The following is a 13,733-nucleotide window of genomic DNA, read 5'->3' on the forward strand; positions in this document are numbered from 1 at the left end:
AACCACTTATTTTCTCAGTTTTCTTAGTTTCTTGTTACAAGTTTGTCACTTTCTTTTGCTTATGATTGATACAACAAGTTAGTGAATGGTTAATAAATTATCTCGACTTTTATCACCATCTTTTCTAGCTTTCTTTTATTTCTTTGTTTGTTTGTTTCTTTTATTTATTTATTCTGGTGTCAACTCTGATGATTAATACACACTTTCCTTGGCTCACGACAATTATCTTACTACCTTTGTTAGCTGGATTACTTATTCCCATATTACCAGATAAAGAAGGTAAGACAGTTCGTTGGTATGCTCTTGGTGTTGGGCTAGTTGAGCTGGCTTTAATTGCTTTCGTTTCTTGGCGTTATTACGATTTTCATGATCCCGCATTTCAATTAGTAGAAACTTATTCTTGGTTACCGCAGCTAGGTATAAACTGGTCACTAGGTGCTGATGACCTCTCTTGGCCTCTAGTGTTACTGACAGGGTTGGTAACTACTTTATCCATCTTTGCTGGTTGGCAAGTCAAAGAGAAACCTCGCCTGTTCTTTTTCCTGATGCTAGCTATGTATAGCGCGCAGATTGGAGTCTTTCTCGCCAAAGATATACTCTTATTTTTCCTAATGTGGGAATTAGAGCTAGTTCCAGTTTATCTGCTAATTTCAATTTGGGGTGGTGCGAAATGCCGTTATGCAGCAACTAAATTTATTCTCTACACTGCTTTGGGATCGGTATTTATTTTGGTTGCAGCTTTGGCACTTGCTTTTTATGGCGATACAGTTACCTTCGACATCGAAGCTTTAACTCTCAAACAATATCCTCTAGGATTAGAACTCTTTGTCTATGCTGGTTTCCTAATTGCCTTTGGTGTTAAACTCCCCATCTTTCCTTTACATACTTGGTTGCCAGATGCTCATGGAGAAGCTTCTGCCCCAGTCTCTATGATCTTAGCTGGAATATTGCTCAAAATGGGAGGTTATGCACTCATTCGCATGAATATGGAAATGCTTCCCGATGCTCATGTCTTTTTTGCTCCCGTACTAATTGTCTTAGGAATCGTCAATGTTGTCTACGGTGCTTTTGCTGCCTTTGGTCAGACAAACTTGAAGCGACGCATGGCATATTCCTCTATCTCTCACATGGGTTTTGTTTTAATCGGTATTGCTTGCTTTAACGATTTGGGTTTGAGCGGTGCTGTTTTACAAATGCTTTCTCACGGTTTGATTGCAGCTAGTATTTTCTTCCTCTGTGGAGTCACTTATGAACGCACTCATACCTTATGGCTCGATGAAATGAGTGGATTAGCTCAGAAAATGCCCAAAACTTTCGCTTTGTTTACGGCTGGCTGTTTAGCTTCTCTGGCTCTTCCTGGAATGAGTGGATTTGTAGGAGAGATCACTGTTTTCCTCGGTTTAATAACTAGCGATGCTTATACCCCCATATTTAAAGCTGTGGTACTTGCACTGGCAGCAGTGGGATTAATCCTGACTCCCATCTATCTGCTCTCGACGCTAAGAGTGCTTTTCTATGGAGCAGAAAACGCCAAATCAATGCAGTCTTCTGAAGAGGTAGAATCCGAGCAAACATCGACTTCTCAAGCAATCTTTTGGTCAGACGCTAAACCTAGAGAGATATTTATTACCGCTTGTCTTTTAATTCCTATTATTGGTATCGGCTTGTATCCCAAATTAGCGACTCAAACTTACGATGTAAAAACAGTCGAAGTTGCGACTCACTCTCACCAAGTTTTAGAGCAAGATTATCCTTCAGAGATGCCTAATCTATATGCTTCAACAAAGGCTCCCATTGTACCTCAATTACCACAAACTAAAGCTATAGGTTTAATTAGCATGAATGAATGGGACAAATTTATTTCCTCAAATTTCACCTAGTTGGTGTTTACCTGGGATGTCTTTGCTACTCCCAAGTTAAAACTCAATCGAACAATATAATCAGGTAGGCAACAAACGAGCAAACTTTTTTCTTCAGCTCTAAGTCCTACCTTAACTGCTTTTTTTATTTACTCTCACGTTTCCAATGAATGACAACGTCCCGCTCAAGACCGCAAGAGCCTCACAATCCCAAAAAAATTCCAAGGCATTAATAAATAGGATGAGTTTAAGAGGGCTTACGCAAATACCCTTAAAAACACCATTGTTAGGGTGGGCATTGCCCACCCTAAGTCATATATGGCGTAAAAATTCTTATAATGCGTAAGTCCTGTTTAAAATACATTTCAATATTTGTCATAAATTTACTATCCTTAACCTTTTTTAAATATTTAACCCTTTAAAAAAAAGAAATTTGCATATTTTATAAAGAATAAGTAACTCTATAAGCAATTAGACTTACAACATAAAGTAACGTAAAACAAATTTAGTCAAAGTATCCATATAAGAATCAAGGAGTTATCATAGTGTCCACAGTAAGAGTAGCGATTAATGGCTTTGGTCGCATTGGGCGATTAATATTTCGTGCAGGGTTAAATAATCCCGATCTTGAATTTGTTGGTATTAATGATTTAGTGTCGCCAAAAGCGATCGCTTATCTCCTGAAATACGATTCCACTCATGGGCGTTTTGCTGGTGTGGTAGAAGCCCAAGAAGATGCCATTGTAGTTAATGGTAAAACTATTCCCTGTGTCTCTAAGAAAAACCCAGAAGAATTACCCTGGAGAGACTATAACGTAGATTACGTAATCGAATGTACGGGTCTATTTACCACCTACGAAGGTGCAGCCAAACATCTCACCGCAGGAGCAAAAAGGGTAGTAATCTCTGCTCCTACTAAAGACCCAGAGCGCGTTAAAACTCTTTTAATTGGGGTTAATCAAGATAACTTCGATCCCCGAGAGGATACTATTGTTTCCAATGCTAGTTGTACTACTAATTGCCTCGCACCCATAGCGAAAGTAATTAACGATAACTTTGGTTTAGCTGAAGGTTTAATGACCACAATTCACGCCATGACAGCTACACAGCCTACAGTAGATGGTCCTAGTAAGAAAGATTTACGTGCAGGACGCAGCGCAACCCAAAATATTATTCCTGCTTCGACAGGAGCAGCCAAAGCAGTGGCGTTAGTCTTACCCGAATTAAAGGGTAAACTCACAGGTATGGCAATGCGTGTACCTACTCCTGATGTTTCTGTAGTCGATTTAACCTTCCGTACAGAACAGCCTACCAGCTATGAAGCGATTTGTGCTGCTATGAAACAGGCTGCTGAAGGCTCAATGGCAGGAGTTTTAGGCTATACCGAAGACCCTGTAGTTTCTACTGATTTTACAGGAGATTCCCACTCTAGTATTTTCGATGCTGGTGCAGGAATGGCCTTAAACGATCGCTTTTTTAAAGTAGTTGCTTGGTATGACAATGAATGGGGTTACTCCAACCGAGCAATTGATTTGATTCTTTCCATGGCACAGAAAGACACAGAAATGTTAGTCGCAACTCATTAACCAATAGTATTGGCGTAAGTTTTGCGCCCTTAGTTTCAATTTCATAAGGTGGGGCGATGCCTCGCTCTACCTGCCAAAAATAAATAGCTCTACCGAATCCATTTAGACAACTGATATATTTGTCGGTTGCAGCAATTATTAAAAAATAATTAAGGACAATCAATGATGAATCATTCAGAAGCAACTATCGAGGATATTGTCGCTAGAGAAATTTTAGATTCTCGTGGTCGCCCCACTGTAGAGGCAGAAGTGTATCTTGCTTCTGGTGCTTATGGTTTAGCTCAAGTACCTAGTGGCGCATCTACAGGAACTTATGAGGCACATGAATTGCGAGATGAAGATAAAAATCGCTATGGTGGCAAAGGTGTTTTAACCGCAGTACGTAATGTCAAAGAGAAAATTGCCCCTTCTTTAATTGATTTTGATGCTTTGGATCAGGCAACAGTTGACCACGCCATGATTAAGCGTGATGGTTCTCCTAATAAGAAAAATCTAGGTGCAAATGCAATTTTAGCGGTATCTTTAGCCACAGCAAAAGCAGCAGCAGATGAGTTACAAGTTCCTTTATATCGCTATTTAGGGGGACCTATGTCTAATGTGTTACCTGTTCCCATGATGAATGTCATCAATGGAGGGGAACACGCAGATAATAATGTAGACTTTCAAGAGTTTATGATTATGCCTGTAGGTGCAGCTTCTTTTGCGGAGGCTTTGCGCTGGGGGGCAGAAATATTTGCGACTCTTGGGTTAGTGCTCAAAGATAAGGGCTTGCTCTCTGGAGGAGTGGGAGATGAAGGGGGTTATGCTCCTAATTTGGGTTCTAACGAAGAAGCTTTAGAAATATTAATGGTTGCCATCGATAAAGCAGGATATAAGCCAGGAGAACAAATCGCTTTAGCTATGGATGTAGCTGCCAGTGAATTTTATAAAGATGGTAAGTATACTTATGATGGCGCAGAACATTCTGCCACAGAATTTATTGATTATTTAGCTAAATTAGTTGATAATTACCCTATTGTTTCCATTGAAGATGGTTTAGATGAAGAAGATTGGCAAAATTGGAAACTGCTCACAGAAAAAATAGGCTCTAAAGTTCAGTTGGTAGGGGATGATTTGTTTGTGACCAACCCCACCAGATTAAAAAAAGGTATCGATGCTGGTACAGGTAACGCTATTTTAATTAAACTGAATCAGATCGGAACTCTTACAGAAACTTTAGAAACGATCGATCTGGCTACTCGTAGTGGTTATCGTTCAGTTATCAGTCATCGTTCGGGAGAAACCGAAGATACAACTATTGCAGATCTTGCAGTAGCAACTCGCGCAGGACAAATTAAAACAGGCTCTCTGTGTCGCAGTGAAAGAGTCGCCAAATATAACCGTTTATTACGGATTGAAGAAGAATTAGGCGATCGCGCTATCTATGCAGGAAAAATCGGTTTAGGACCCAAATAAGGAAAAAAAAGTCAGGGCTAATAGCCGTTAACCCTGACTAATGAACACCTTCAACCAAACACCACTAAGTAATCAGTCACTAAAAATTACTATGCAAACTCAGCCACCAAAGCAGCAAGACATTAGTATCAACAGCAACATCAAAATAGAAGACGATCGCACTGGGATGAGCTTGGAGACTCTCAAAAGAGCCTTTCAAGACAACCTGTTTTATCTCCAAGGAAAAGATAGCTCTAATGCAACCTTACGAGATTATTATTATGCATTAGCTTATACAGTTCGCGATCGCCTTTTACATCGCTTTATTAAAACCAGTCGTACTTATCAAGAGCAAGACGTTAAAGTCGTTTCCTATCTTTCCGCAGAGTTTTTAATGGGTAGACATTTAGCCAATAATCTACTCAGCTTGGAGATGTACGACAAAATGAGCCAAGTAGTCAAAGACTTTGACGTAGATATTGAAGACTTGATCGAAGAAGAACCCGATCCAGGCTTAGGAAACGGCGGTTTAGGTAGATTAGCAGCCTGTTTTCTCGATTCTCTAGCTAATTTAGAGATGCCCGCTATCGGTTACGGAATTCGCTACGAATTTGGTATTTTCCGCCAAGTTTTACGGGATGGTTGGCAAGGAGAAGTTCCTGATAACTGGTTAATGTATGGTAATCCTTGGGAAATTGCCCGCCCTGAAGATACTGTAGAAGTAGGTTTAGGTGGTCATACAGAAGCGCACCACGACGAAAACGGAGATTATAGGGTTTGCTGGATACCCGAAAGAAAAGTTAAAGCGATTCCCTACGACACTCCAGTACCAGGATATAAAACCAATACGGCAAATTCTCTTCGTTTGTGGAAAGCAGAAGCCAGCCAAGAGTTTAACTTTGAAGCTTTCAATGCGGGTAATTACGATCGCGCGGTAGCTGAAAAAATGAGTTCCGAGACGATCTCTAAAGTTCTCTACCCTAACGATAATACACCCCAAGGCAAAGAGTTACGTTTGGCACAACAATATTTCTTTGTAGCTGCATCCCTACAAGATTTGATTCGCATTCATCTCCATAAACATCCTAGCCTAGATAATTTCTGTGAAAAATCAGCGATTCAGCTTAATGATACCCACCCTGCGGTAGCCGTTGCGGAATTAATGCGCTTACTAATTGATGAACATGATATTTATTGGGATAAAGCCTGGGATATTACCCAAAAAACCCTCGCTTACACCAACCATACTTTAATGCCAGAAGCGTTAGAAAGATGGTCAGTAAGTCTTTTTGGGAAGTTATTACCACGACATCTTGAAATTATTTATGAACTCAATCACCGCTTCTTAGAAAATGTACGTGTTTGGTTTCCTGATGACGACAATTTAGCTTCTCAACTCTCTATTATCGAAGAAGGAGGCGAGAAAAAAGTTCGCATGGCGAATTTGGCTTGTGTAGGCTCTCATGCTATTAATGGCGTAGCAGCCTTACATACTAGCTTGTTGAAAAAAGATACCCTCAAGCATTTTGCGAAACTTTGGCCAGAAAAATTCTTTAATAAAACTAATGGAGTTACTCCCCGTCGTTGGATTTTAATGAGTAATCCGAAGTTAGCTAAATTAGTCACCGAAAAAATTGGTGAAGATTGGCTTAAAGATTTAGACCAAATGCGCGGGATTGAAAAATATATTGACGATCCTGAGTTTCGTCAGCGTTGGCTAGCTATTAAGCAGGAAAACAAAGCTCATTTAGCTGCTTATATCAAAAAAACTCGTAATATAGATGTTGATGTCAATTCTATTTTTGATGTTCAGGTTAAGCGCATTCATGAATACAAGCGTCAACATTTAGCAGTACTTGGCATTATTAATCTATACAACCGTATTAAACAAAATCCCAACACCGAAGTAGTACCCCGCACCTTCATTTTTGGTGGTAAAGCAGCACCAGGCTACTTTATGGCAAAATTAGTCATTAAACTAATTAATTCTGTCGCCGAAGTAGTTAACAGCGATCCTGATGTCAAAGGTCGGATTAAAGTGGTATTTTTGCCCAATTTTAGCGTTTCTTTAGGGCAAAAAATCTATCCTGCTGCCGATCTCTCAGAACAGGTTTCTACCGCAGGGAAAGAAGCCTCTGGTACTGGTAATATGAAGTTTGCCATGAATGGCGCACTGACTATTGGGACTTTAGATGGTGCCAATATCGAGATTCGTGAAGAAGCTGGTGCAGAAAACTTTTTCCTCTTTGGTTTAACCGCAGAAGAAGTCTATGCCAAGAAATCAGAAGGCTACGACCCAATGGAATATTATCAACATAACCCAGAACTTCGCAACGTAATCAATCGCATTGCTAAAGGTCACTTTAGTTATGGAGATGAGAAGCTATTTAAGCCAATTGTAGACTCTTTACTTTATCAAGATCCCTATATGTTGCTGGCAGACTATCAAGAATATGTAGATTGTCAGGATCGGGTGAGTGAAGCTTATCAAGATCGAGAAAAATGGACAAAAATGTCAATTATCAACTCTGCAAGAATGGGCAAGTTTTCCAGCGATCGCACTATTCGAGAATACTGTAAGGAAATTTGGGGTGTTGAACCCATGAAGATTGAGATTGATGCTTACAGTCAATAGTTAAATTATCTCATAAATTTTTTGTTTAGAAGGCATTTTCTCTAGTTAGGAAATGTCTTTTTTATTTGAGGGTAAATCTCAAGCACATCAACACTTTAGGTACAAATACTTAGGTACTGGTGAATGGTGAGTGGGTACATTACTACTTCTTTTAAGGCTGTGACAATCAAAAAGGTGGAATACGTTGAGAGATTCTACCTATTTATTAAGGCATTATAGGAATTGAGGAGATTTTAGGAACTTGACTTATGAGTGGTGAAATTAGTAAAACATTCAATCGTCTACTAACTGCAACTATGTTAGTGATTCTTCTGATTGCTTGTGAAAAAACGCCTGACGATCCTACTGTGGATAATCAACCTGGTTCCAGTACTAATCTTATCAACAATTATAAATAAACTATACATATATCGATCGCCGTGATAACCGTAAATCTATAGTAGACACGAAAGCTTTACAATCTAAGAAAGATAAAATAGAGAATTTGTGTTTTATGCTACGGAAAATTTTAGTAGTGTTGATGTCACTGTCTTTATGTTGGACAACTGTTGCTTGTGGCGGTTCAACGACAGCAATTCAATCACAACCCAATTTTAAAAATAATGTTGCTACTGCACCCACTTCGATTGCTGATGGTAAATATCCAGTACAGCAAGCCACTTACGATGATGCAACGGGTGAATATAGCTTAATGTTACTTAATACCCCTTCTGGGACACCTCCTGTATTGCAGACAGACGATGTTCAGATGGCGCGTTTGAGCGAAGAAGAGGTTGCTAATGGGGAAAAAAGCTATCTTCAAGTAGAAGATAAGCAGCCTATCTTGTATTTAACTGAAGACTTTCGTATCGATTACGTTCATAACGTTACTGAGACTCAAACCGATCCTCAAACTGGTCAACCTCAAACAGTAGTAGTTCGTAGAGAATCTAACTTCTGGACTCCTTTTGCTGGTGCAGTTGCTGGTAATGTGGTTGCCAATATGCTATTCAGACCCCAGTATTATGTACCCCCTGTCTATAGTCCTGGCGGTATTATGACTGGTTATGGTGGTTATGGTACTAGCTATAGCCAAGCTGTTAACCGTTATCAAGAACGTCATAACAGTCCTCCCCCAGCAGTTAAAAATCGTCAAGCTCTCCGTACCACAGGTAATATTAGAAATCGTACTGCTACAGGTAATAGAATCAACCGTCCGTCTGCGAATAATTCTCGTAGTAGTGGTTCTGGTTTTGGTTCTAATACTCTTCGTACTTCCAATAAAGCTAATAAATCTTACAATAGACGTTCTACTGGATTTGGTAGTAGCGGTAATCGTAGCTTTTCTCGTCCTCGTAGTAGCTTTGGTTCTAGAAGAAGCTTTGGTGGTAGAAGAAGATAAATAATTAATAGTTAACAATTGATTTTTTAGCGATCGCCTCGCGCTGCCAAAGGCAGACCGCTTTTTCTGATTCAAGGCGATCGCTTTTGTTAATCAATGACCAAAATATCTAAAACGTATTCCCCCTGATTAACGGATTGATTAGTAGCCAGATCGAAAATAATACCATCAGTTTCTGCTACAACATTGATGATTTCTGGCAATTGTTGTTGCTTGTTAAAACTCAGTAGTTGGTAAATGAGATCTCCTTTTTTAACCTCAGTGCATAAGGGTAATCTATTTTGCACCATGCCTCCAGTAGCAGCATAATAACTTTTAATTGCACTACGTTGAACTAACTTGATTTTATGGTTGGTAATAATCTCATCTAACTGTAAGACTTTTTTTTGTAATAAATAGTTTTTAATTCCCCGAACTCCTTTAGTTACCGAATCAGGATTCATCGTCATTCCCGAACCTAATTCTAAAGTCCAAGATTCGAGATCGAAGTTAATATCATGACCTAAGTTTTTAAACTCTTTTTCTAAAGCCAACCAAGGTTTTAAAAATGCTTCATCAAAAGCATCCCCGTCATACTCAGTCATTAAAATACCGTAATCAATTAGAAAATAATTAGCCGATTTTTCTCTCGTTTTAAAACAAAATAAAAAATCAATAGCTTGATTACTAGAACTGTGAATATCAATCACATAATCAGCATCCAAACAGAGAGATTGTAAAACAGCACGATATTGATTGCTAACAGTACCACTACTAGGATTTTTTAACTTTGCTAATTCTTTTTGCCAAGCAGATTGGATTTTTTCTAGATAATTCTTTCTAATAATTTCTCTGGATTGCTGGAAATGCGATCGCGCAAATTCAGTTAAATCATCACATTCTTTTTCGTAATCCCAAAAAATTCGATTCCAATTCTTGCCATCGTAACTATTAAATCTTCCTGTAGCGAAAAAATGTCCTCTTTGATTTGTCCCCAAAGGATTACAAGCAGGAACTAACCAAATTTCTCCTTTTAGCGCATTTTCTTCTACTGTAGACAAATATTCTATTAACTGTTGAATCACCGCATTGCCAACAATTTCTCCTCCATGTAAATTGGATTGAATATAAACTTTTTTCCCTGGTTGTTTGCCGATAAATTTATATACCTGTAAAGATAAAATATCACCAGAAGCTAGTTTTAATAAGTTAATAGTTTCAATTTTTGGAAGCATAACTTAAAGCAAGAGGAATGAGGATAAAGAACTAAGAAAAGCCCATATCATAAGTACCTATGTTAAATAAATTATATTTTGTCAATATTCAAGAGATAATCTAATCAATAGATAATCCTATGAAGAATTAGACTTAAGTACTTAAATTAAGGATGACTATAAAAATCAAGCTATCATGATATCAACTTTTATTTGGTATCATTACTTTTGATAATTCAAGATCGAGCGATTTATAATTTTTTATTAAGTAATTTTAATTCTTTATTAATTCGATATTTTCTGTTTAAATAAAAAGATTCAGCCAAGTTACTCTGAGACGTCAATAAAGTAATGAATTTATAATTATCAGCTTGTAATTTAGACTCTAATTTATTAACTATATGAATTATAAATTAGTTAGCCTTTTAACCTTTAACTTTTAAAATAATGTTACACACCACCAACAAAAAGATACCACGCAATATTTGGGTTTTGGGTTTTGTTAGCTTGCTGACTGATACTAGCTCAAAAATCATTCAATCTTTGTTGCCTCTGTTTTTGGTTTCTATATTAGGTGTTAATCTCATTACAGTAGGAATAATAGAAGCGATCGCAGAATCAATAGCTTCTATACTTAAGGTATTTTCTGGAGCATTAAGTGATTATTGGGGTAAACGGAAAGAATTAGCAATCGCTGGTTATGGTTTATCGGCTTTGGTAATTCCCATCTTTGCCTTAGCTAATAATCCTTTTTGGGTGTTAATTGGTCGTTTTAGCGATCGAGTAGGCAAAGGGATTCGGGTTGCTCCTCGCAACGCTTTAGTAGCAGACAGCACTGAGCCAGAACAAAGAGGTGCAGCTTATGGTTTACGGCAATCTCTAGATACTATTGGGGCTGCTGTCGGTCCTTTAATCGCTTTTGTTTTAATGGCAGTTTCGAGGCAAAATTTCCGTCTGGTTTTCTGGTTAGCTACTATTCCAGGGATACTAGCGGTCATACTATTGTTTTGGGGAATTAAAGAACCTGCAAAGAAGCAGAAAACACAATCCTTTCCTTGGCAGTGGAGTGTTTTAAAGAGTTTTAAATTTGATTATTGGTTATTAGTTGCGGTGACTTTAATTTTTAATCTAGGAAATTCTAGTGATGCTTTTTTGTTATTGCGAGCGCAAAATATTGGTATAGACAATACTTTAATTCCTTTATCTTTCATGGTGATGAATGGGAGTTATTTTCTGAGTGCCTATCCTGCTGGAGTTTTATCCGATAGTATAGGGAAGATTGGGTTAATAATTGTGGGCTTATTGCTTTATAGCTTAGTTTATCTTGGTTTTGCCTTAGCCAATGCTCCTTGGCAAATGTGGCTGTTATTTGCGGTTTACGGACTTTATCAAGGAATGAGTAAAGGATTATTCTTGGCTGCGATCGCTAATAGAGTTCCTCCACAATTACGAGGTACGGCTTTTGGTACAATCGCTTTAGCTACAGGAGTTGTTATTTTTCCTGCTAATTTATTAGCTGGTTTTTTGTGGGAAAAAGTTAGTTACCAAGCGACTTTTTTCTTGGGAAGTATTTTAGCTATTATTGCAGCAACTATATTAGGTTTTGGACAGAAATTATTTTTGGACAATCAAAATTAAGCAGAGGAAGTAAGTGAGACAGCAATTAATGACAGTGCAACGCTGAAATAATACTATCAGAATACTGTCATTTATTTACGACATTTGGGGTTAGGATTATTCAAACAAACAAAACTCTTGGAGCGAGAACCAGGAGACATCAAAGAGCGAGAAGGGCTTGTCTTGGAAGAGTAAGGGGAAGCTCTTTTTAATCTGGAGCGGAGGATTGAATCAGGAAAAAGAGGAGCAATAGGATGGGAATGAGAATTAGTGCGAGGAACTGACTGGGGAGAGGGATTATTGTCTTGTTCCTCAGCAGTAGCTTGAACGGCTGCAATTTCGGCTTGTGCCTTTTTGATGATTTGCTGACTTTGCTTTTGCTGATAAGCATTATCGCTAACTTTCTGGGCTGAGTTGATAGCATCTTGCCGACGATGCTCATCTAATTTTTGGCGTGCCGTTTGTAGATGAGTTCGATCCTGTTGCCATTCTTCATCCCACTGCTGAATTTTTGTCTCTATTTTTTTCTTTAAAGAACTAGTAGTAGGAACAGCATTGGCGATCGCTTTTGCTGCTTCGAGTTGTCCCTCATGGTATTTATTACTGGCAATTTGGAAAATTTTTTCAGACCAATCGGCTATGAGCTTTTGTGCTTCTGAATAAGCATTCATATCTTGAGAAATCTGGGTAGTAAGTGCGATCGCATCTTGCAATTTACTTTGTTCTGCCAGCTTTTTAGCTTGAGTCAGTTGTTCTTGAGCTTCACCTTGTCGGCACTCTAGCAGCAAAGTTTCTAATTGAGTATTTAAGTCTGAATGATTTGAGGGAAATATTTGAGCTTGCTCCACACATTCAGAGTATTTTTGAGCTACTTTTATTTGCTCGATTTGTTTTAGTGTTCTCTGCGACTGTAAATAAGATTTTCTGTGGTTCAGGTAAATATATCCAGCAAAGATACAGATAGATATAGACGCAACTCCTGCCCCAATCAATAGTCGAGATTTTTTGAGAGTTATAAAAATAGAAGTGTAGCTTAAATTTATATTTTCCAATACTGCTGATAAAACGTCTAGGTATGCTGAACTGTCTTTCTTTTGGCGATCGGCAGTGATTTCACTAGTTATTGGTTCTGATTTGAAAGCTACTTTGTTCTTTTTTAGCTGAGGTTGAGCAACTGCTTTTGCATTTAATTGTTCCGTACTCAGAGATATTTTCTTCTGTCGTGACTTCGATCTAGAAGCTACTTTGAGAGTTTGCTGTTTGCTATCTAAAGCTATTTTCTCCAACTTTGTTTTGGGAACTGCTTCTTGATTCCAGGGAATCCAGGGATTATTTTCAAGAGGCATTTTTATCTCTTTTGGTTTAGGTTCAGGAGTAAATTCTGAACTTACTTGTGTAGCACTAGAAGTTGATTGGTTGTGTTGATGCTTATTGTTTAATGAGTTGAGTGCTTGTAATGCCTCAGTTGCAGACTGATAGCGGTCTTTGAAATGATAACAAACCATATTGGTAAGGATAGTAGCCAGTTGAGGACTCACCTTTGCTCGATTTTGCCAGATAACTTCACCTTCCCCATCCTCCTCCAAATAAATGGGGCTTACTCCTGTCAGAGCTTGAATACCGATCGTTCCCAAGGCATAAATATCACTGTTCAAACGTGGTCTGCCTCTTGCTTGCTCTGTGGGCGCATATCCTTGACTCACGGTTCGCTCAATTTAAAAATGGTCGAGCAAATAAAGACGATGAAATCAAGTCACAGTAATAATTAGAGCGATTGGAGTCAATTAGGAACTAGCTGGGGAACAAGATAAATCGATTCAGGAATGTTCATCAAATTTAAAATTTGTCTTTGAAGGGAATTCAGAGAACTGATTTCAGTAGAGCCATCAGGATAAAGATACAAAGTCAAATCAGAAAAAGCAGCTAATAATTGTTCTGCTGTGGGACAAAAAGTAGCGCGTTTGGGATTCCCTGAATAAAGTCCAGAGATAGATTGCTCTGATTCAGTTAATTGGCGACGAACAATAA

Annotated in this window: 9 protein-coding genes and 1 pseudogene; 7 read left to right on the top strand and 3 right to left on the bottom strand. The window is 38.3% G+C overall.

From position 1 onward, the window contains the following. Positions 1 to 188: 188 nt before the first annotated feature. From H1P_RS23065 to H1P_RS23085, 6 genes are all read left to right on the top strand, one after another. Complete coding sequence (locus tag H1P_RS23065) at positions 189 to 1,880, top strand: NAD(P)H-quinone oxidoreductase subunit 4 (RefSeq protein WP_144871768.1); 1,692 nt, start codon at positions 189 to 191, stop codon at positions 1,878 to 1,880. 524 nt (positions 1,881 to 2,404) lie between these two features. After that, on the top strand, positions 2,405 to 3,445 hold the full coding sequence (gene gap, locus H1P_RS23070) for a type I glyceraldehyde-3-phosphate dehydrogenase (protein WP_144871770.1): 1,041 nt from the start codon (positions 2,405 to 2,407) through the stop codon (positions 3,443 to 3,445). 162 nt (positions 3,446 to 3,607) lie between these two features. After that, positions 3,608 to 4,900 carry a phosphopyruvate hydratase gene (gene eno / locus H1P_RS23075; protein ID WP_144871772.1) on the top strand — a complete coding sequence of 431 codons (1,293 nt, stop codon included), beginning with the start codon at positions 3,608 to 3,610 and terminating at the stop codon, positions 4,898 to 4,900. A 91-nt stretch (positions 4,901 to 4,991) separates the two neighbouring features. Next, positions 4,992 to 7,514 carry a glycogen/starch/alpha-glucan phosphorylase gene (locus tag H1P_RS23080; RefSeq protein WP_144871774.1) on the top strand — a complete coding sequence of 841 codons (2,523 nt, stop codon included), beginning with the start codon at positions 4,992 to 4,994 and terminating at the stop codon, positions 7,512 to 7,514. Positions 7,515 to 7,762: 248 nt separating this feature from the next. Continuing rightward, positions 7,763 to 7,912 carry a hypothetical protein gene (locus H1P_RS36405; protein ID WP_186376098.1) on the top strand — a complete coding sequence of 50 codons (150 nt, stop codon included), beginning with the start codon at positions 7,763 to 7,765 and terminating at the stop codon, positions 7,910 to 7,912. A 95-nt stretch (positions 7,913 to 8,007) separates the two neighbouring features. Continuing rightward, the gene (locus H1P_RS23085; protein ID WP_144871776.1) at positions 8,008 to 8,895 is read left to right on the top strand and encodes a hypothetical protein; all 888 of its coding nucleotides are present in this window, start codon (positions 8,008 to 8,010) and stop codon (positions 8,893 to 8,895) included. Positions 8,896 to 8,984: 89 nt separating this feature from the next. On the opposite strand, the gene H1P_RS23090 is transcribed toward H1P_RS23085, so the two are convergent. After that, entirely contained in the window at positions 8,985 to 10,109 is a 1,125-nt protein-coding gene (locus tag H1P_RS23090; RefSeq protein ID WP_144871778.1) for a M14 family zinc carboxypeptidase, read from the bottom strand. A 426-nt stretch (positions 10,110 to 10,535) separates the two neighbouring features. On the opposite strand from H1P_RS23090, the gene H1P_RS23095 reads away from it, so the two are divergent. After that, a complete protein-coding gene (locus tag H1P_RS23095; RefSeq protein ID WP_144871780.1) occupies positions 10,536 to 11,726 on the top strand; it encodes an MFS transporter in 1,191 nt (396 codons plus the stop codon). Between the two features lie 71 nt (positions 11,727 to 11,797). Here H1P_RS23095 and H1P_RS23100 read toward each other — a convergent pair whose 3' ends face one another. Further along, complete coding sequence (locus H1P_RS23100) at positions 11,798 to 13,408, bottom strand: hypothetical protein (RefSeq protein WP_144871782.1); 1,611 nt, start codon at positions 13,406 to 13,408, stop codon at positions 11,798 to 11,800. A 77-nt stretch (positions 13,409 to 13,485) separates the two neighbouring features. Beyond that, positions 13,486 to 13,733 (bottom strand): annotated as a pseudogene (locus H1P_RS23105) (IS1634 family transposase); the annotation flags it as partial.

It is taken from the genome of Hyella patelloides LEGE 07179, assembly GCF_900659865.1.
Classification (GTDB): domain Bacteria; phylum Cyanobacteriota; class Cyanobacteriia; order Cyanobacteriales; family Xenococcaceae; genus Hyella; species Hyella patelloides.

Bases quoted from the DNA above. Each gene is read 5' to 3' on its own strand.
- H1P_RS23065 (WP_144871768.1), top strand. From the start codon at position 189: ATGATTAATACACACTTTCCTTGGCTCACGACAATTATCTTACTACCT.
- eno (WP_144871772.1), top strand. From the start codon at position 3,608: ATGATGAATCATTCAGAAGCAACTATCGAGGATATTGTCGCTAGAGAA.
- H1P_RS23080 (WP_144871774.1), top strand. From the start codon at position 4,992: ATGCAAACTCAGCCACCAAAGCAGCAAGACATTAGTATCAACAGCAAC.
- H1P_RS36405 (WP_186376098.1), top strand. From the start codon at position 7,763: ATGAGTGGTGAAATTAGTAAAACATTCAATCGTCTACTAACTGCAACT.
- H1P_RS23085 (WP_144871776.1), top strand. From the start codon at position 8,008: ATGCTACGGAAAATTTTAGTAGTGTTGATGTCACTGTCTTTATGTTGG.
- H1P_RS23090 (WP_144871778.1), bottom strand. From the start codon at position 10,109: ATGCTTCCAAAAATTGAAACTATTAACTTATTAAAACTAGCTTCTGGT.
- H1P_RS23095 (WP_144871780.1), top strand. From the start codon at position 10,536: ATGTTACACACCACCAACAAAAAGATACCACGCAATATTTGGGTTTTG.